We start from the raw sequence: 21,126 nt of genomic DNA, 5'->3' as shown, positions 1-21,126 counted from the left end.
GTTCTTTCATTAGTTCCTTTTATTTCTCTTTTAAGGAGAAAATAATGAGAATCTAAACAATGATGAAAGAAAGCTATTGATTTTAAAAAGTAACTTTCGAGCTGCTTTTTTCTGTTGGGTTACATTCTGAATAAAGTAAGCCTATCTCGAATATATGCTAAAATAAAGCTTTGTTGTATTTCTCCCAGATCTGCCTATGTCGTTTTTACGCCAGCAATTGCTGTTTATTGGCGTTGCTTTTTTATCTGCATGTATTGGTGTCTACATTGGCTGGGGCGATGCATTTACACTTAAAAAGTTTTATTTATATATTGGCTATAACAAAGTTCTATTCGCCGTTTTATTTAATTACGCCATTATTCAGCTTTTCTTTATCGCCACTGGCCGTCAATATACGGCATTGATTTTAAGTCAAATTTTTGTGATGTTTCTGAATTTTATTAATCAGAAAAAACAACAATATTTATTCAGCAATCTCAGTCCTGAAGATGTGTTTTTATTACCAGAGGCGATGAAAGCTTCTCCATGGTCATTACAACTGATTTTTTTCATTTTAATTGCACTGTTCCTCGTGGTATTGGTGATTGCAATCAGAAAAGAAGAAAAAACAACGATACATAGTTATGTTCCGAACACGATTATTTTCTTTTTTATCAGTAGCAGTTTGATATATCTCAATTTCATTATGAATCCGACAGGGGCTTGTCAGCGTGACGATCGTCCCGCCATTTGTAATCAACTCGCAGATTTTCCCAATACACGAAATGACTGGGTTGGAGATTATCGTAAAATTCAAAACTATGGTTTTAGTACATTTTATATTTCTAAAATACTCGATCAGGTAACAGATCGATTATTGCCCCGTGCGCAAGTGTCCGAGCAGGCGATACAGGATATTTTGCATCAAAATCCAGAAGTTAAAGGCACTTTGGCCGATGATGCAATAAAACCCAATATCGTGATTATTATGCAAGAATCCTTTTGGGATCCGCGGCATCTGGATCAGGCTTTAGGGCGTAATTTATTGCCTTTTTTTCAGAAAAATCAAATCTCGCAATTGATTTCTCCTTCATTTGGCGGTGGGACAGCCAACGTTGAATTTGAGGTATTGACCAGTTTAAACACGGCATTTTTTCCCAATGAATTATTGTATGTGTCTAAAGTGAAACATCCGATTTATGCGTTACCTTTTTATCTAGATGGTTTGGGGTATCAAACCATTGCCATGCACAATAATTATGGCTACTACTATAATCGTAATAAGGTCTATCCTGCTTTAGGCTTTCAACAATTTATTTCTTTAGAGAATATGGTTTCGCAAGAAAAACGACCTCAGATATTTAACGCAGGCGGGTGGGCGACGGATGTGCTGATTTACGAAAATATTAAAAAAGTGTTACAGCAAGGGGATCAGCCCAAGTTTATTTATGCGATTACGGTTGAAAATCATCCAATGTACAATGATGATCGTTATGGCAAACAACAATTTAAGTTCAGCAAAACGCTTTCAGAGCTCAACCAACGAAAACTCAGTACGTATACGGCTGGCGTTGCACGAGCAGATCAGAAATTATCAGAATTAACTGCATATTTGAAAACCTTAAAACAACCCACCATTGTGCTGGTTTTTGGCGATCATTTGCCAAATTTGCAGGGCGTTTATGATGAATATGATTATTTTAAAAATGATCCAGAACGCACGGCTTTAAAGAACTATCAAACGCCTTTGGCGCTCTGGAGTAATTTTCCAATTCAGAAAAAAGTGTTACAGCAAGAGTCGACTCCAAGCAGTTTTGTGGCACCTAAATTATTGCAGGTCGCAGGATTGCCGCTTTCTCCATATTATCATTTTATGCAGCGCTTATCGGGCTGTTATGAGGTGATTCACCCTAAATTTTTGATGCCTGCTTCTGAGTGTAAGCATGATGCCAAGCAACTTTTAGAGCAGTATAAAAATATCAATCAGGATAGTTTATCGGGTGAAAATTATCTTTATGGTTTAAGTCTAACGCCAGACAATACGGCTGAGATTGAGTAATCTCAGCCGTATTTTAATTTGATTATTTAAGCCTGAATGAGTGCTGTTAACTCATCGACATAATCTTGCATTGGACGAGCCTGTTCACCGCGACTCTCGATATTCAAACGCAGTAAAGGTTCGGTATTGGAAGCACGTACATTAAAACGCCAAATACCAAAATCTAAACTGACACCATCCGTACGGTCGATTTGTGGATGTTGCGCTGCATAATGATCAAATAGTTTCTGAATGGTGATTTGCGTATCTGCCACTTTGAAGTTAATTTCACCACTACATGGAAACTTCGCAATCATATTCTCAACCAAAGTTGAAAGCGATTGACCTGTTTCAGACAGCAGCGCGATGGTCAGTAACCACGGAATCATGCCACTATCACAATAAGCAAAGTCACGGAAGTAATGGTGTGCACTCATTTCACCACCATAGACGGCATTGTGTTCGCGCATGACTTGCTTGATAAAGGCATGTCCAGATTTGGATTGTACGGTTTCACCCTGATATTTTTCCACAATATCTAAAGTGTTCCAGACCAAGCGTGGATCATGTACGATTTTTTCACCCGATTGTTTGATCAAAAAGGCTTGAGCTAACAGACCGACGATATAATAGCCTTCAATAAATTGACCTTTTTCATCGAATAGAAAACAACGGTCGAAATCGCCATCCCAGGCAATTCCCATATCTGCATGATGTTCAATTACGGCATCGCAAGTGCTATCACGGTTTTCAAACAAAAGTGGGTTAGGAATGCCATTTGGGAAAGTGCCATCTGCTTCGTGATGAATTTTAATAAATTCAACAGGTACATTCAGACTTTTAAATTTTTCTTCAATGGTATCAATCACGTGACCTGCCGCACCGTTGCCTGCATTGACCACCAGTTTTAATGGTTTGATTTTTGCTGGATCAATATAGCCCATCAGGTGATCGACAAACTCAGGAAGGATGTTGTAGTGACTGGTCGTTCCTTTATGTTCAACATCATTGAACTGTTGTGATTCAGCCAAAGCTTGAATCTCTTTTAAACCTGTATCAGCACTAATCGGACGAGCATTTTCACGTACCAGTTTCATGCCATTATAGTCCATCGGGTTATGGCTCGCCGTAACCTCAATACCGCCTTGTACATCCAGATGGAAGGCAGCAAAGTAAACTTCTTCGGTACCCGTCATGCCTAAATCGAGTACATTCACGCCTGCATCATTTAAACCGCGAATGGTGGCTTGTTTTAAGCCTTCGCTGCTTAAACGAATGTCGCAACCAATCACAATCGTTTTAGGTTGATAGATTTGTCCATAAGCACGACCAATGTTATAAGCAATATCTTCATTCAGTTCAGTGTCGAGTTTGCCTCGGATATCATAGGCTTTAAAGCAAGTTAGTGTCGTCATTTCTAGAATAGTTAGCGTTAAAAATTTGTGAAATGATTATACAGAAGTTTGGTTAAAATCCGAGTTGCAAATCAGAAGGTTTACATGATTCAACAGTATTGAATTGAAGCTCTTTTCAATTAGACTTTTTTATCAACCCATTTTATTTCTTCCTATGGGAGAAAAATAAAGAGGGTTTAAACAATGATGAAAAAAGTTGATTAAAGACATTGATATCAGGACATATTTTTAAAAATTTCATAGCAGGATTTACGAAACCATTGATGACTGGTTTTATGATGACAACACATATGCCAGTGTTGTTTGATGCTATACGTTGGAAAATCGACAGGCGCATCCAGAATTTGTAAATTATCACGTGATAACAGTACTTTACTTAAATAATAAGGTACCGTCGCAATCGCATCGGTTTCCTGTACCATCAAGCCGACGCCAAGATAGCTCGGTAGGCGAATCAAAATATCACGCTTCACACCACTGTTTTGTAACGCATTTTCAATCTGGTAATGTCCCACACCTGTATCAATATCGATATGCAGTTCGCGCATATAATCTTCAATGGTAAAGTTCTGCGCGTTAATACGTGGATGATCTTTACGTGAAATCACCACATAGCGCTGTGAAAATAGTTTTTGTTGATAAAAGCCATCTTCAAGTTGTGGTAAAAACCCAATTGCCATATCAATCTCACCATTGGCCATCTGGTAACTGGTTTCCAGACTGATGGGACGGACATTGATGCGAATTTGCGGCGCACTTTGTGCCAAAAAATTGGAAATTTTGGGTAAAAGTACCAGATGTGATACATCGGTCATGGCAAGTGTAAGTATCATGTCAGATTTTGACGGTTCAAAATGCAGACTAAAATTATTAATGCTCTCGACTTTATTGATCACTTCACTGACCAAAGGGAAAATTTGTTTGGCCAGTTCGGTTGGAATCATTTCATTTCCGACCCGTAAAAATAGCGGATCATCAAAATGTTGGCGAATTTTAACCAAGCCATTACTAATCGTGGGTTGACTCACGCCAATCGCATCTGCTGCCATCGAAACACTTTTGGATTTATAAATATGATAAAAAATATTCAGTAAACGGCTGTCTAAATCGAACACCTATTTTTTCCTTTTTCCCAAACAGATGAATTGACATCTTCTGTCAAGAATCTACCGATCTTAATGATTCGTCAATCCTTGTATAGATGGACTGATCTAAAAGCAGAACTGACGCTAATGAAAGTCTGGTTTATACGAAATTTGACTCAAAATTAAAACAGCGTTTTATGCCAAACACTATTTTTTGAAATCCGAGAATGATCAAGGTGGATTCTTGTGCTGAAACTTTAGTCGTATAGGTCAATCATACGATGCCCGCTAAACACCAGATTTTATCATGTTTTATTATTGGTCATACCAATAATGTTTTAAAGTTGCCCTTGAAATGCTGATATAGACTATTTATGATGCATTTGTTTATAAATTCCTTCTGTATTTTGTTTTTTAATTTAAATTGGTAATACCAATTTTAACATAAATACTGAATCGTGATGATTCATCAAACAAATATCTGGCAGCATTTCAAGGAGATGACAATGCTCAATGTTTGGCAGCAAGTTTATGATCCACTGGCGAATATCTGGCTTTCTAGTCTGATTGCCTTAATTCCAATTATCTTTTTCTTTTTAGCGTTGGCCGTATTTCGTTTAAAGGGCAGTATCGCGGCGACTTTAACCGTGATGATTGCATTGGCTATTGCGTTGTTCTTTTATCAAATGCCTGCGGCAATGGCCTTTGCTTCGCTCATTTACGGTTTTTTTTACGGCTTATGGCCGATTGCATGGATTATTCTAGGCGCGGTATTCCTATATAAAATTTCGGTGAAAACAGGTCAGTTTGACATTATTCGTTCCAGTATTTTGTCCATTACTGAAGATCAACGTCTACAAATGCTGTTGGTAGGCTTTGCATTTGGTACTTTTCTGGAAGGGGCTGCGGGTTTTGGCGCGCCAGTGGCGATTACCGCTGCTTTACTGATGGGGCTTGGTTTTAAACCTCTATATGCTGCGGGTCTATGTCTGATTGTGAATACGGCGCCTGTTGCCTTTGGTGCGATGGGGATTCCGATTATTGTGGCTGGGCAGGTTTCTGGGGTGGATACCATGGAAATCAGTCAGATGGTAGGTCGTCAGTTACCTTTTTTAGTCATCATCGTATTGTTTTGGATCATGGCAATTATGGATGGCTGGCGTGGTGTCAAAGAAACTTGGCCTGCGGTGTTGGTCGGTGGTGGTTCTTTTGCCATTGCTCAATATTTAACTTCAAACTTTATTGGGCCAGAATTGCCTGATATTACAGCAGCAATTGCCTCATTGGTCAGCTTAACTTTATTGTTTAAAGTCTGGCAGCCAAAGCATATTTTCCGTTTCGCCGAAGCAGAAAAGCTAGATCAACAAACGGCATCGGTCACCCAATATTCGTTTGCACAAATTGCCAAAGCATGGTCTCCGTTTGCGATTTTGACGGCGATGGTGACTTTGTGGAGCATTAAACCGTTTAAGGATCTATTTGCCAAAGGTGGTGCACTCGAACATTGGATCTTTAAAATAGAAGTTCCAGATTTGCATCGTCTGGTGGAAAAAATGCCACCGATTGTGGCTGAACATACGCCTTATGATGCGATTTATAAATTTGACTGGTTTTCAGCCACGGGGACTGCGATTTTTATTGCGGCAGTGATTAGCGTCATTTTCTTAAAAATGAATGCGAAGCAGGCCGTGGTGACTTTTGGCGAAACCTTAAATGAGCTGAAAGTTCCGATTTATTCGATTGGGATGGTGTTGGCTTTTGCCTTTATCGCCAACTATTCAGGTCTATCTGCAACTTTGGCTTTAGCATTGTCGCATACGGGTCATGCCTTTACCTTCTTCTCACCATTTTTGGGGTGGTTGGGCGTGTTCCTGACGGGATCAGATACGTCATCCAATGCGCTATTTTCAGCATTGCAGGCGACGACGGCACAACAAATTGGGATTCCAGAGGTATTACTGGTTGCGGCAAATACCAGTGGTGGGGTCACAGGAAAAATGATTTCACCGCAATCGATTGCTATTGCTTGTGCAGCAGTGGGATTAGTTGGAAAAGAATCAGATTTGTTCCGTTTTACCGTAAAACATAGCATCATATTTACCATCTTTGTGGGGATCATCGTGACGGTACAGGCTTATATTGTACCTTGGATGATTCCTTAGCGAAATTGAAGGAAAAATAATGCGAGTCTCTGATCAGGTGGTACAAAAGTTACAGACGCTTATTGAGCAGCGTAATCTCAAACAAGGAGATCGTTTGCCTGCCGAGCGTCAACTCGCGACCAGTTTGGGGATCTCGCGTCCATCGCTACGTGAAGCGATTCAGCAATTGATTAGTCTGGGAGTTTTATCCAGTCGTCGTGGCGATGGTACTTATATTCAACAGCTACCTGAAACATGGTCGCAGCAGTTGATTGTTGAACCGATTAGCCATTTGATGCAGGACGATCCACATTATCGTTTTGATGTACAGGAATCGCGTTTGGTACTTGAAGGCGGGACAGCTTGGTATGCTGCTTTGCGTTCAACCGACGCTGATCGCGCCAAGATCCATCAGTATTTTGATGAAATAGCACGGCATCAGGCACATGGGGATTCCGCAGCAGCGGCAGTTGCTGATGCCAATTTTCATCTGGCGATTGCCGAAGCATCGCATAATGTGGTGCTGATTCAAATGATGCGCAGTTTATTTGATTTATTGCAATACAACGTCTTTTTAGGGCGTAAAAAAGTCTATGAACATCCGATTAGTGCCGATCTACTCAGTGATCAGCATTTTCAGGTGATGGATGCCATTGACCGTAAAGACGCTCAGGCAGCACGAGATGCAGTGTGTGGCCATATTGAATTTGTCATCGATCATGTACGTTCTCTGGATGAAGACGAAGCTCGCCAGAAACGTGCTACACGTTTACATAGGATTGATCCAACATGATTATTTCTTCTTCAAATGATTATCGTGAAGCGGCGCGTCGTCGTTTGCCACCTTTTTTATTTCATTATATTGATGGCGGGGCATACGCAGAATATACGCTGAAGCGAAATGTTGAAGATTTATCGCAAATTGCATTAAGACAACGTGTGTTGAACGATATGTCCAGTTTGAGTCTGGAAACCAAACTTTTTAATGAAACCCTGTCGATGCCTGTGGCATTGTCTCCTGTGGGTTTAACAGGCATGTATGCACGTCGGGGTGAAGTACAGGCCGCAGTCGCCGCAGATAAAAAGGGGATTCCATTTACCTTATCGACTGTTTCTGTGTGTCCGATTGAAGAAGTTACGCCTGCCATTAAGCGTCCGATGTGGTTTCAGCTCTATGTGTTACGTGACCGTGGTTTTATGCGCAATGCACTGGAACGTGCCAAAGCAGCGGGTTGTTCGACCTTGGTATTCACGGTAGATATGCCAGTACCGGGCGCACGCTATCGCGATGCACATTCAGGCATGAGTGGCCCCAATGCAGCGATGCGCCGTTATTTGCAAGCGGTAACGCATCCACAATGGGCATGGGATGTCGGTTTGTTAGGACGTCCACATGATCTGGGCAATATTTCCAAATATTTAGGTAAGCCGACTGGGCTAGAAGATTATATCGGTTGGTTGGGTTCTAATTTCGATCCATCCATTTCTTGGAAAGATCTGGAATGGATTCGTGAATTTTGGGATGGCCCGATGGTCATCAAAGGCATCTTAGACCCAGAAGATGCCAAAGATGCGGTACGTTTTGGCGCCGATGGGATTGTGGTGTCCAATCATGGTGGGCGTCAGCTCGATGGCGTGATGTCCTCAGCACGTGCCTTGCCTGCGATTGCCGATGCAGTCAAAGGCGATTTGACCATTCTGGCCGATTCCGGAATCCGTAACGGTCTGGATGTGGTGCGTATGCTGGCGTTGGGTGCAGATAGCGTGATGTTAGGTCGAGCATTTGTTTATGCACTTGCCGCCGCAGGGGGACAAGGAGTAAGCAATTTACTGGATCTGATTGATAAAGAAATGCGGGTTGCCATGACCTTAACCGGTGCAAAAAGCATTGCAGATATTAATACGGATTGTCTGGTACAGGTCAATAAATTGATGCAAGCCGAATAAAAGGATCGATTTGATGACACAACAGCCTGTTATAGCCACGCAGCTATTGAATCAGCTTGAAAAGATCGTGGGTAAATCCCATCTGTTGACCGATGATCAACAGACTCGGCAATACCGTCAGGGTCGACGCTTAGGTGAAGGCAAAGTGTTGGCCGTGGTCTGTCCAGGAACCTTGTTGGAACAATGGCAGGTATTACAGGCTGTGATTGGCGCAGATTGTATTGTGATCATGCAGGCGGCCAATACGGGGCTGACCGGCGGCTCAACACCTTATGGCGAAGACTATGACCGTCCTGTGATTATCATGAGTACACGTCGTTTAAAAGGCATTCAGGTGATTCATCAAGGTAAACAGGTGGTGTGTTTACCGGGTGCGACGCTGGATAATCTTGAACAGATTTTAAAGCCTTATCAGCGTGAGCCGCATTCGGTGATTGGTTCGTCCTGTATTGGCGCATCGGTGTTAGGCGGCGTGTGTAATAATTCGGGTGGAGCATTGGTTCGTCGTGGGCCAGCCTATACTGAACTGGCACTGTATGCGCAGGTGGATGATCAGGGACAGTTACGTCTGATCAATCATTTAGGCATTGATCTGGGACAAACTCCAGAGGAAATTTTAAGTCGATTAGAGCAGCAGCAATATCAGGTCAGCGATATACAGCATGATGCAACGCGTCAGGCATCCGATCAGCGTTATGCGCATGATGTGACACAGGTGGATGCAGATAGTCCAGCACGATTTAACGCAGATCCTTCACGTTTGTTTGAGGCTTCGGGTTCAGCGGGAAAAGTTTGTGTATTTGCAGTACGTTTGGATACGTATGAAAAAGTGGCAAGCGATGTGTTCTATATTGGCAGTAACGATGCCAATGACCTGACGGCAATTCGTCGTTATCTACTAACGTCGTTACCCAGTTTACCGATTGCAGGGGAATATATTCATCGTGATGCATATCGGATTGGGGAGAAGTATGGCAAAGACACGTTTCTGTTTATTGAAAAATTTGGTACCGCCAATGTCCCGAAAGCTTTTGCTTTAAAAGATAAGGTGGATGGTTTTCTGGAAAAATTTAAAATTAAAGGACTGACGGATCATTTATTACAAGCGTTGACTTTCTTTTTGCCGAATCATTTACCTAAACGTATGACAGAGTTTCACGATCAATATGAGCATCATTTGATTTTACGAGTGGAAAACAATAGTAAAGATCAGACTGAACAATTTTTAGAAGAATATTTTGCTGTACATGCGACTGGGGCTTATTTTTTATGTGATGAGGAGGAAGGCCGAAAAGCCTTTTTACATCGCTTTGCCATCGCGGGGGCTGCGATACGTTATCGCGATACCCATCGTAGCGAAGTAGAAGATATTGTGGCACTGGATATTGCCCTGCGCCGTAACGATCGAGACTGGGTTGAACAACTTCCTACTGACATGGAACAGAAAATTTTACATAAACTGTATTATGGGCATTTTTTCTGCCATGTGTTTCATCAGGACTATATTGTCAAAAAAGGCGTTGATCCTTTAGCGATGGAACATCAAATGTGGACATTGCTGGATGCACGTCGAGCAGAATATCCAGCAGAACATAATGTAGGACATTTATATATCGCCAAACCAGCGTTAGCCAATTTTTATCAAAAGCTCGATCCGACCAATAGCTTTAATGTCGGAATTGGACATACGTCTAAGCTTAAATATTGGGGTAAAAGCAAGATTTCATCCTAGTGGGTTACATAGTTGCAACTTTATCCTTGCTAGAATTCGTCATAATTTAAAAGTCTAAATCAAACAACTCACGCTAATTTTAAGCACCTGATAACAACTATTTTAAGGAGCAGAAGATTGATGCACATCAAGACCATATTGGCTGCATTGGCAGTTGCAACATTAATGACTGCTTGTATCGTGACGCCTGATGATCATATCAATCAATCAGGCCGTCAAGCAGACCCCGGTTTTAGCCGTCCACCTGCACATGATCATGGTGGATTGCGACCTGGGGAAACCACCCATGATCATCCCGATCCTGGTTATAACTATCCGTCAGGCTCAAACAATGGTGGTTTACGTCCGGGAGAAAATAACCAGTCAAATCAGATTGATCCAGGTTTTAACCGACCAACTAACCCTGATCCAGGGTATGGTCGTTAATTTAAACGTAAAGTAACAAAGCCCGAGATGTTTATCTCAGGCTTTGTTTAATGCTTCGTCGTGGATCAATGCTTAAGCTGGTGTAGGCGCTTTAGCCAAGACTTCTGCCACAGCTTTTGCGACCACATAGATATTATTCATGTTGAGACCCGCGACACAGATACGGCCACTGCGCACCAAATAAATGGCATAGTCTTCACGTAAGGTGTCGACTTGCTCGCCAGTAAGACCTGTATAGCTAAACATGCCTTTTTGTTCTACCAGATAGTTAAAGTCGCGATCTGGCAAGGCTTTGCTTAATTCGTCACGTAAGATTTGACGCATTTTAATAATACGTTCACGCATGTGCTGAACTTCGCCCTGCCATTGTTGATTTAACTCAGCATCGTTAAGAACCTGATCCACCAACCAAGCCCCTGTGGTAGGTGGGCTAGAATAGATACGACGTACAGTGGCTTTTAACTGGCCAAAAGTGGCTTGAGCGGCTTCAACATCATCACAAACAAAAGTCAGACCACCGACACGTTCGCCATAAAGTGAGAAAATTTTGGAAAAAGAGTTACTGACGATAAAATTCAGACCTGCTTGATCCATCGCACGAATCGCATAAGCATCCTGATCCATACCATCGCCAAAGCCTTGATAGGCAATATCTAAAAATGGAATCAGATTGCCCGCTTTCAGTACTTCAATCACTTGATCCCACTGTGCAGGATTTAAATCTGCGCCCGTTGGGTTATGGCAGCATGGGTGCAATAACACAATACTTTGTTCAGGCAGTTGTTTCAGGGCAGAGAGCATTCCCTCAAAATTCACACCGCCCGTTTGGGCATCAAAATATGGATAAAAATGGGTTTTAAAGCCTGCTCCATTAAAAATGGCTACATGGTTATCCCAAGTCGGCTGACTGACCCAGACTTCAGAATTTGGAAAATAATTTTTAAGAAAATCCGCGCCAACCTTAAGCGCACCTGAACCACCTAAAGTCTGAATGGTGACAGCGCGACCACTTTTTACAGCAGGGCTATTTGTTCCAAACAATAACGCTTGAATCGCTTCACGATAAGGTTTGAAGCCTTCCATTGGCAAATATAGCTTGGTTTTGCTTTGCAGGGGTTCAATGCGTTTTTGCGCTTCAATAATGGTATCAAGCTGAGGCACAATACTGTCTTCATTATAATAAAGACCAATACTTAAATTGACTTTGCCTTGACGTGGGTCGGCATTGAATTGTTCCATAAGCGATAAAATCGGATCGCCTGCATATGGGGGGATATGTTGAAACATCAAAAAAATCCTTTCATTTCGCAGTTTGAACCAAAACTGCGCGGAGTTGGTGCGAGTGCATGAGATTTAAGCAAACATCAAACCTGACTAATGTAGCAGTAAGACCTGTATCGTGCCATGCTCTTCTAGTCTTAGAACTGAAAAATTCTTAATCTTGGTTTGCAAAGATTACTGAAGTGAATGTTAAAACTTTTTTATACTTCGATGCGTTTTTTAGGATAGAAATGCATTAAAAAAGTGCAATTTTCTAAATTTTAGCCAAAAAAAACCACACAGGGGAGTGTGGCAAAAGTTTTAAGCTCTGAGGACTTCAATTTAAAACTTGAGACTTAAAGGAAGCTTAATTTGCGGAAACAGTATGCAAATTCTCTTTTGACGAGAATATATCTGAATAAAATTCTTTATTGAGATAAATCTAGATACAAAGTTTCCTTAATTTCTTCCATCACCACATAGCTATGCGATGAAGCCGATGCAGGCAGTTTTTTTAAAATATTGCCCAATAATTTTCGGTAAGCACTCATTTCTTTCAATCTGGCTTTGACCAGATAATCAAATTCACCTGAAATTAAATGACATTCTAACACTTCCGGTACTTCAATCAGATCACGGGCGACTTGATCAAATACATCGCCTGATTTGGCAGAAAGCTTAATTTCCAGAAATACCAGTAAATTTCGATCGACATGTGCAGGATTGAGCCGTGCATAGTAACCTATGATGATGCCCTCACGTTCTAGCCGCTTGACCCGTTCTGAACAGGGCGTGGTTGATAAGTTGACTCTAGACGCCAATTCACTGATCGCAATACGTCCTTCACGTTGCAGGATATCCAGAATCTGCCGATCAGTTCGATCCAGTGGTCGCATTATTTTTTTCCTTTTTTTAGAATTTCTACACGACAAAACTGCCAATTTTCCTAGATTATAGTGCCTAAAACAGTGAAATAAACTATTGAAGCAAAAATATACTAGTTAAATTCACTGGACTGCGTGAGGGAAGAAAAATGCGCGTGATCGTTTTAGGGAGTGGTGTGATTGGTGTCGCAAGTGCGTACTATCTTGCGCAACAGGGAGCACAAGTCACGGTACTGGATCGTCAAGCTGGGCCTGCCGAAGAAACCAGTTTTGGTAATGCAGGACAAGTTTCCCCAGGTTATTCGACCCCTTGGGCAGCACCAGGGATTCCGTTTAAAGCAGTGAAATGGATGTTTCAGCATCATGCACCGCTTGCGATTAATATTGATGGCAGCATGTGGCAACTACAATGGATGGCACAAATGCTGAAAAACTGCAATCTAGAAAGCTATACCAAAAATAAAGAACGGATGATGCGCGTGGCCGAATATAGCCGCGATTGTTTAAAAGAACTACGTGAAACCACGGGGATCAGTTATGAAAACCGTGCCAAAGGCACCTTGCAGGTGTTTCGTAACGAATCCCAACTCGAGGCGGTTCATCGGGATATCAAAGTCCTCAAAGAGTGCGGTGTCAGTTATGAATTGCTTGATCAAAATGATTTAGCCAAGGTTGAACCCGCACTGGCATATGCCAAAGACAAGCTGGTCGGTGGTTTACATTTACCCAATGATGAAACAGGTGATTGTTATTTATTTACCAATGCATTAGCAGAAAAAGCCAAAGCGTTGGGGGTTGAATTTCAATTTAACCAAAATGTTGAAGCCTTGCTGGTCGAAGGTGATGAAATCAAAGGTGTTCGAGTCAACGGTCAGGTTTTAACTGCGGATCGTTATGTGTTGGCATTTGGAAGTTATTCGCGCGATTTCCTCAAACCCTTGCATTTAAATTTACCCGTTTATCCTGTTAAAGGTTATTCACTGACGATTCCGATCGTTCAGCCTGAATTTGCACCGCAATCTACTGTGCTTGATGAAACCTATAAAATAGCCATTACCCGTTTTGATCAGCGGATTCGTGTCGGTGGAATGGCGGAACTCAGTGGATTTAATCTGGGATTGAATGAGGATCGTCGTGCCACCTTAGAAATGGTCACTCAAGATCTGTTCCCAGGCGGAGATATGGCGCAAGCCTCATTCTGGACAGGTTTACGTCCAATGACGCCAGACAGTACCCCAATCATCGGTGCGACGCGGTTTAGTAATCTGTTTTTAAATACAGGGCACGGCACACTTGGTTGGACCATGGCCTGTGGTTCAGGCAAGTTGATTAGCGACCTTGTGCTTAATCATCAGCCTGAAATTAGTACCGAAGGCTTATCGATCCTGCGTTATTCACACGCAGCTTAAGATCAAATACTCAAGTTCAGGGAAGAACCATGCCACGTCCAATCCGTGCCATCATTCATCAAAATGCTTTGGCACATAATCTTAACATTGCCAGAAAGCATGCCTCACAGCATGAGGTCTTTGCAGTAGTAAAGGCCAATGCGTATGGGCATGGCATTGAACGGGTTTATCCCGCCCTCAAAACCGCTGATGGTTTTGCCTTACTAGATATCGATGAAGCCAAACGCTTACGTGCACTCGGCTGGACAGGGCCAATTTTGCTGCTCGAAGGCATTTTTTCAGCGCAGGATTTGTTTGACTGTACAGCTTACCAACTCAGTTTTAGTGTCCATAGTGAAATACAAGCGACATGGGTGCGACAGCATCCTGAGCCTGCTCAGTTTGATATTTTCCTGAAAATGAACAGCGGCATGAATCGTCTGGGTTTTCAGCCACAGTATTACCGCGAAATATGGCAGTCACTTCGATCTTGCAACACAGTAAATAGCCTCACGCATATGATGCATTTTTCCGATGCCGATGGTGAGCGTCTGGGGCAATCTGGGATTGAGGTACAGCTCAAAATCTTTGAAGACACAGTGCAGGATTTACCAGGTGAACGCTCGATTTGTAACAGCGCTGCGATCCTGCGGCATGGTTCGCAACTGACTTCTAAAACTGTCCGTGCGGGCATTTTACTTTATGGCAGCTCGCCTGATTTTCCCCAACACTCGATTCAGGACTGGGATTTACAACCCAGTATGAGTCTACGCAGTGAAATCATTGCCATTCAAGATTTACAACCCATGCAAACGGTCGGTTATGGCTCAACCTTTCAGGTCGAGCAAGCCATGAAAATCGGGATTGTGGCCTGTTGTTATGCCGATGGTTATCAGCGTATTTCTGCTACGGGTACGCCTGTGTTGGTCAATGGCATCCGCACTCGCACGATTGGTCGGGTCAGTATGGATATGTTGGCGGTCGATGTGACCGAGATTGCAGATGCGGTAATTGGCAGTGAAGTGGTGCTTTGGGGCAAATCTCGTTCGGGTACGATTTTGCCAATTGATGAAGTCGCAGCGACCTCAGACACCGTGGGTTATGAATTGATGTGTGGTGTAACCGCACGTGTTCCATTTTTTATTGAAGCATAAGGATAGAGTGATGTCAGTCTCTAATATTGAAAGAATTAACAGCAATCAGGTGATGAGTTCGGCTACCATTTTTAATCAAGTGGTGTATTTGTCGGGACAAGTACCCAAAAACACGGAGCTTGATATTGAAGGTCAGACCCGCGAAATCTTGGCGACCATCGATCAACTTTTAGCGCAGGCGAAAAGTGATAAGTCGCGTCTGCTTTCAGCGCAGCTTTTTATTAAAAACCTAGATGACTTTGCTCAAGTCAATGCGATCTGGATTGAGTGGTTAGATGGATTGGCAACGCCTGCCCGCGCTACGATTCAGGCAGATTTAGTCAATCCCGCGTGGTTGATTGAAATCGCCGTGATTGCAGCACAGCAATAAACCGATTGATCTATTTTCATTCATCTAATGTTTAATTTTAAAACCAGAATTGCCACGGAAAAGGATGCCTTCTGGTTTTTATTTTGATGCTACTCGGCATCAATTCTGCGGTTTCTGCCTTGTTATTTTGGTTGGCAGTCACACAGAATTGATCAAAAAAAGGGACATTTAAAAAGGATATTTAATCATGACAACAGTACGTCATTCTGAAGACGAACATTCGTCGCATGATCTTCAACGTAAACTCTCCAATCGACACTTGCAACTAATTGCGATTGGCGGTGCGATTGGCACTGGGCTATTTATGGGTTCTGGTAAAACCATTTCATTGGCAGGACCTTCAATTTTATTTATTTACATGATCATTGGGGTCATGTTCTTCTTCCTGATGCGCGCGTTGGGCGAGCTATTGTTGGCGAATCTGCATTACAAATCGTTTGTTGATATGGCACATGATTTGATCGGCCCGAGTGCAGGCTATTATATGGGTTGGACCTATTGGCTCGGCTGGGTATTGGTGGGTATAGCCGATCTGGCGGCGATTATTAATTATCTGGGTTTTTGGTTGCCTGATGGCGTAAGTTTTACACCGATGGGACAAGCACTGATCAGTGCGGGCTGTGTATTGTTTGTATTGGCGCTGAATTTGCTCACCGTGCGTTTATTTGGTGAAGTCGAATTCTGGTTTGCTTTGATCAAGATTTTGGCGATTCTTGGATTGATTGCAATTGGTGGTTTTATGGTGTTTAGCCATTTTCAGGCACCAACGGGTACCGTTGCTTCTTTAAGTAATCTCTGGTCTTCGGGTGGCATGTTTCCTAAAGGTACCGAGGGTTTTTTAGCAGGTTTTCAGATTGCGGTGTTTGCTTTTGTCGGAGTGGAGCTGATTGGCACCACAGCAGCCGAAACCAAAGATCCGAAAAAGAATTTACCCAAAGCGATTAATGCAATCCCGATTCGGATCATTTTGTTTTATGTGTTGGCATTATTGGTGGTGATGTCAGTCACACCGTGGAATATGATCAGTGCTAATAAAAGCCCATTTGTTGAATTATTTTTACATGCAGGGATTCCAACTTCAGCGATTATTATGAATCTGGTGGTACTTTCTTCAGTAACCTCCTCCATGAACAGTGGTGTGTTTTCGACCAGTCGGATGCTATTTGGTTTATCCCGTGGGGGGCAGGCACCGCAAGATTGGCGCGGTTATCCAAACGCGCTGTTCCAGCTAATGGTTTGGTGTTTTCCTGTCTGTTTATTATGGCGGGTGCGGCATTACAGTATTTTGTACCCAATACCATTGAAGCCTTTACCTTAGCCAGTTCTCTTTGCGTGATTTTATTTATTAGCGTTTGGGGGCTGATCATGGTGTGCTATCTGCGTTATCGTAAACTCAGACCTGAATTACATGCCCAGTCGACCTTTAAAATGCCGGGTGGAATCTGGATGAGCTACGTGGTATTGGCATTCTTGCTGTTCACCTTGGTGATTTTGGCACTGGAACCCGATACATTAAAAGCCTTATATGTGAGTCCGCTATGGTTGTTGATTTTGGCGGTAACGTATCAGTTGCTGTATAAACCACGTATCAAGCGACTCAAACAGCTAAAAAGTTCTTAATTAAATCGCGCTTTTTTGAGGGCATATCTATTTAAATAAATATGCCTTTTTTATTTTAATTAATTTGATAAATTATTTTAATCCCAACCAAAATCATAGGTTTTATAATATCTAATTTTAAAAACAGAAATGGATGAGAATGATTATTTTTTAAAATTAAAATATTGTTTTTATTAGTTATTTAATTTTAATTAATTTATTTTTGAGGTTTTTGTATAGGGTTAAATGGATTATAATAAAAAGATAAAGGTATTTGGGTATATTGAAATGTCAAATGTTTTGATTCAAAAATATAATGTTCCAGGACCTCGTTATACCAGTTATCCGACTGTTCCTTATTGGCAGGAAGATACATTCTCACTAGAGGCTTGGCAGCAAACCTTGCGCCAATCTTTTATTGAATCAAATGCAAGTGAAGGCATCAGCCTGTACATTCATTTACCTTTTTGTGAAAGCTTATGTACTTTTTGCGGTTGCCATAAAAAAGTCACCAAACGCCATGAAGTTGAAGCGCCGTATATTGCGGCGGTACTCAAAGAATGGTCATTGTATTGTGAATTATTGGAAGAAAAACCGATTATTCGTGAAATCCACTTGGGTGGTGGTACGCCGACCTTTTTTTCAGTCGAACATCTACAACAACTCATTCATGGTATTTTGGATCAGGCTGAGATTGCTGAACATCATGAGTTTAGTTTTGAGGGGCATCCGAACAACACCAGCAAAGCACATTTACAGGCGTTGTATGATCTCGGGTTCCGTCGCGTAAGTTTTGGGGTTCAGGATTATAGTCTAAAGGTTCAAAAAGCGATTCATCGCATTCAACCGTTTGAAAATGTCGCCAATGTGACGCAATGGGCGAGAGAAATTGGTTATGACTCGATTTCCCATGATTTGGTGTTTGGCTTGCCTTTTCAGGAATTGGACGATGTGCTGTATACCATAGACCAAACTAATCGATTATTGCCCGACCGTTTGGCTTTTTATAGTTATGCGCATGTGCCGTGGATTAAAGGCAATGGTCAGCGTGGTTTTAAAGATCATGATGTGCCCAAAGATGAAGTGAAACGAAAACTTTATGAAGCCGGCAAACAAAAATTGCTGGATCATGGTTATGTCGAAATTGGGATGGATCATTTTGCCTTGAAAACTGATCCGATGTATCAGTCCTTTTTACAGGGTCAGTTACATCGTAACTTTATGGGGTATACCGCATCTAAAACCCAAGTCATGATTGGTTTGGGTGTGTCTGCGATTAGTGATAGCTGGTACAGCTTTGCTCAAAATGAAAAGGTATTGGAAGACTATTATGCTCGACTGGAAAACAATGAAATTCCAGTGTTTCGTGGACATGTTTTGACGTCAGAAGACCTGATGATTCGCCAGCATATTTTAAATCTCATGTGTCAGTTTGAAACCTCATGGCAAGACCCAACGCAAAGCTTTGAAGAGTTGCCGCGAGTGTTACAGCAGCTTGAAGAAATGCAGCAAGATCAATTACTGAAAATCGGTGAAAAAAGTATGCAGGTTACAGAGCAAGGCAAGGCGTTTGTTCGTAATATCTGTATGGCATTTGACTTGCGAATGAAACGTAAAATACCGAATAACCAGATTTTTTCGATGACGATTTAGTTTAGCTTCAATTGACGTGAACAGCTTAGGGTTTTAAATAACCTGAAAGCTGTTGGAAGTCTGCTTCAATTGCAGCTAGGGCTTTTTGCTCCATATATCTAAACTGCTTTAAAATATCAAAGCCAAAAGCGGTGACGATCGCCCCACCACCTGATTCGCCACCTTTATAGGTTTCAACCAAAGCCGAAGCATAAAGTTGATTCATGGTTTCTACCAGTTGCCATGCGCGACGATAGCTCATGTTCATTTTTTTAGCTGCTTGAGAAATGGAACCTGTCGCTTGAATGGCTTCGAGTAAGTCCGCTTTTCCAGGACCAAAAGCAATCTCTTGATCAACCATCAACCTAAGACGTAATTTGAGTTGAGCCATTGTTAAGCCATAATGATCATAAAAAGGAAATCAGTAAAATTTTATAATGAAATACAGAAAAGTTCTAATTTAAAAACAAAAATAAAATTATATTTATATTGTTTAATAAATGATTTATCTTGAGTTAAATCACTAGAATAAGTTGTTGGTTTTAGATTTGTATTGATTGTTAAATGATTTTCTTGTATTAAATATAATAAACTATTTTAGCTATTAGGTAATTTGAAAATTTATCTTAGATGATGTTGTTATAGGTGAAATTTAAGAATCTTAACTATAATGAGTTTAATTTTGATTAATCATATTAAAATGGTTGGTTTTAATGGGTCGAAATTCTAAATAAATAGTCAATTTTAGGTGTCTTCTTTTTGTTCTATCTCATTATTTCTATAGTGTTTTTTTTACATTGTTTTTGATGACAAAAAAGCAATCGCAAAATGATAAGAAAATAAATAGGCCGATTTGTATATTTTAAAGTATGAAAGTCTAGTTTTATTTTATTGGTCAAATAATTGAATTTTATTTGTATTTATTCTGAAGATTACATTGTTTCGGATTTTATAAATATGAATGAGTTTATTTGTATTGGGCCAACTCTTGCGAGATACTTTAAATGGCTAATGTAAAGATTGTATCAAAAAAAACTCATGAAATTCTTTTGGAGGGTCAAAAAGATAGTTTAACGCTTTTAGAACCTTCTGTGGTTCTATTGCAGGTTGATATTAAGGATGTGAACCGAATTGAAAAAGATGGCCGAAATGTCAAAGTCACATTAAAATCAGGTGAAGTCATTATTATCTCTGACTTCTTCGATTCGAATGGTTCAGGCGATTCAAGTAAAAATACATTAGCATTCGAAAATAAAGACCATACCCTATCTTGGATAAATTATATTGATAATCATGGCGCTGTAGTTGAGGGTGTAAATTATAGCTATGTAGATGATATTGAAATTTTTCTGTATCACGATAATTCAGTATCACCATGGTTATGGGCAGCCCTTCCTGCTGCTGGAGCTACAGTAGCAATTGCATCAAATAGTGATAGTAAACATCATTCTGGTAATGATAATTCTCCAACTATTCCTGACGATAAAATACCGACGCCGAGTATCCATTTAAAACAAAATGAAGATGGTAGTATTTCTATCAGTGGAAAAACCATTCCTAATGGAAAAATTTTTATTACAGATTCAAAAGGTGGATTACATACAGGGACAGCAAACACTGACGGAAGCTATAAAATAGAAATTCCTAAAGATAAAGTAGTCGATGGTGAATATTCTGTCAGAGTAATGGATGATGCTAATAACTCATCGGACAATGTACGTGTAAAATCTCCAACTGCTGATCTTAGTCACGATGGTACAGAAGTTACTGGTAAAGCATTACCGGGTGGTACTGTAATAATTAAAGATGATACTGGGAAGTTACTTGGTTCGGGTGTTGCTGATTCTGAAGGTAATTATAAAATTACAATAACACCTGCACAGACGAATGGTGAAAATCTTAATGTTAGTGTTCAGGATGTATCTGGTAATATTTCTGCGGACAATAATATTACTGCTGCGGATACCACACCTCCATTATTACCAAAAGACGTGACGGTAACTGGCAATGATGATGGCAGTCTCAACATCACAGGTAATACCGAACCGGGTGCAGACGTGACAGTGACCTTACCGG

At 41.1% G+C, this 21,126-nt stretch carries 16 protein-coding genes and 1 pseudogene; 12 read left to right on the top strand and 5 right to left on the bottom strand.

What is annotated here, in order from left to right; genetic code table 11:
- Positions 1-196: 196 nt before the first annotated feature.
- Positions 197-2,038: an LTA synthase family protein gene (locus F944_RS07160; protein WP_004988744.1), complete on the top strand. Its 1,842-nt coding sequence runs from the start codon at positions 197-199 to the stop codon at positions 2,036-2,038.
- Between the two features lie 26 nt (positions 2,039-2,064).
- Here the strand turns inward: F944_RS07160 and F944_RS07155 are convergent, their stop codons facing one another.
- Both F944_RS07155 and F944_RS07150 read right to left on the bottom strand, forming a co-directional pair.
- Positions 2,065-3,432: a phosphohexomutase domain-containing protein gene (locus F944_RS07155; RefSeq protein WP_004988742.1), complete on the bottom strand. Its 1,368-nt coding sequence runs from the start codon at positions 3,430-3,432 to the stop codon at positions 2,065-2,067.
- Positions 3,433-3,647: 215 nt separating this feature from the next.
- On the bottom strand, positions 3,648-4,547 hold the full coding sequence (locus F944_RS07150; RefSeq protein WP_004988740.1) for a LysR family transcriptional regulator: 900 nt from the start codon (positions 4,545-4,547) through the stop codon (positions 3,648-3,650).
- Positions 4,548-5,017: 470 nt separating this feature from the next.
- On the opposite strand from F944_RS07150, the gene lldP reads away from it, so the two are divergent.
- From lldP to F944_RS07125, 5 genes are all read left to right on the top strand, one after another.
- Complete coding sequence (gene lldP / locus F944_RS07145; RefSeq protein WP_171063257.1) at positions 5,018-6,679, top strand: L-lactate permease; 1,662 nt, start codon at positions 5,018-5,020, stop codon at positions 6,677-6,679.
- Positions 6,680-6,698: 19 nt separating this feature from the next.
- Positions 6,699-7,451, top strand: a complete 753-nt coding sequence (gene lldR / locus F944_RS07140; protein ID WP_004988736.1) for a transcriptional regulator LldR — start codon at positions 6,699-6,701, stop codon at positions 7,449-7,451.
- The gene (gene lldD / locus F944_RS07135) at positions 7,448-8,605 is read left to right on the top strand and encodes an FMN-dependent L-lactate dehydrogenase LldD (RefSeq protein WP_004988732.1); all 1,158 of its coding nucleotides are present in this window, start codon (positions 7,448-7,450) and stop codon (positions 8,603-8,605) included. The genes lldR and lldD overlap by 4 nt, the downstream gene beginning before the upstream one ends.
- Before the next feature lie 13 nt (positions 8,606-8,618).
- On the top strand, positions 8,619-10,337 hold the full coding sequence (gene dld, locus F944_RS07130; RefSeq protein WP_004988730.1) for a D-lactate dehydrogenase: 1,719 nt from the start codon (positions 8,619-8,621) through the stop codon (positions 10,335-10,337).
- A 120-nt stretch (positions 10,338-10,457) separates the two neighbouring features.
- Positions 10,458-10,763, top strand: coding sequence for a hypothetical protein (locus F944_RS07125; RefSeq protein ID WP_004988727.1), 306 nt, complete (start codon positions 10,458-10,460; stop codon positions 10,761-10,763).
- Between the two features lie 72 nt (positions 10,764-10,835).
- Here F944_RS07125 and F944_RS07120 read toward each other — a convergent pair whose 3' ends face one another.
- Positions 10,836-12,050, bottom strand: coding sequence for an amino acid aminotransferase (locus tag F944_RS07120; protein WP_004988723.1), 1,215 nt, complete (start codon positions 12,048-12,050; stop codon positions 10,836-10,838).
- Positions 12,051-12,451: 401 nt separating this feature from the next.
- Positions 12,452-12,919, bottom strand: coding sequence for an Lrp/AsnC ligand binding domain-containing protein (locus tag F944_RS07115; protein WP_004988721.1), 468 nt, complete (start codon positions 12,917-12,919; stop codon positions 12,452-12,454).
- A 137-nt stretch (positions 12,920-13,056) separates the two neighbouring features.
- Here F944_RS07115 and F944_RS07110 point away from each other — a divergent pair, with 137 nt between their 5' ends.
- The 5 genes and pseudogenes from F944_RS07110 (at position 13,057) to hemN (ending at position 19,071) form a co-directional block, all read left to right on the top strand.
- Positions 13,057-14,316 carry a D-amino acid dehydrogenase gene (locus F944_RS07110; protein ID WP_004988718.1) on the top strand — a complete coding sequence of 420 codons (1,260 nt, stop codon included), beginning with the start codon at positions 13,057-13,059 and terminating at the stop codon, positions 14,314-14,316.
- Positions 14,317-14,345: 29 nt separating this feature from the next.
- Entirely contained in the window at positions 14,346-15,449 is a 1,104-nt protein-coding gene (gene alr, locus F944_RS07105) for an alanine racemase (RefSeq protein ID WP_004988716.1), read from the top strand.
- A 10-nt stretch (positions 15,450-15,459) separates the two neighbouring features.
- A complete protein-coding gene (locus F944_RS07100) occupies positions 15,460-15,819 on the top strand; it encodes a RidA family protein (protein WP_004988714.1) in 360 nt (119 codons plus the stop codon).
- Between the two features lie 187 nt (positions 15,820-16,006).
- A pseudogene (locus tag F944_RS07095) lies at positions 16,007-17,439 on the top strand (amino acid permease).
- A 267-nt stretch (positions 17,440-17,706) separates the two neighbouring features.
- Entirely contained in the window at positions 17,707-19,071 is a 1,365-nt protein-coding gene (gene hemN / locus F944_RS07090) for an oxygen-independent coproporphyrinogen III oxidase (protein ID WP_010588961.1), read from the top strand.
- 25 nt (positions 19,072-19,096) lie between these two features.
- Here hemN and F944_RS07085 read toward each other — a convergent pair whose 3' ends face one another.
- Positions 19,097-19,441, bottom strand: a complete 345-nt coding sequence (locus F944_RS07085; RefSeq protein WP_004988700.1) for a winged helix-turn-helix domain-containing protein — start codon at positions 19,439-19,441, stop codon at positions 19,097-19,099.
- A 613-nt stretch (positions 19,442-20,054) separates the two neighbouring features.
- Between F944_RS07085 and F944_RS17075 the strand changes: the two genes are divergently transcribed.
- Positions 20,055-21,126: Ig-like domain-containing protein (locus tag F944_RS17075; protein ID WP_004988698.1), on the top strand; the 1,072-nt coding region annotated here is incomplete at its 3' end.

It is taken from the genome of Acinetobacter ursingii DSM 16037 = CIP 107286 (assembly GCF_000368825.1).
GTDB lineage: Bacteria > Pseudomonadota > Gammaproteobacteria > Pseudomonadales > Moraxellaceae > Acinetobacter > Acinetobacter ursingii.
This window is presented reverse-complemented; position numbering and strand designations above follow the sequence as displayed.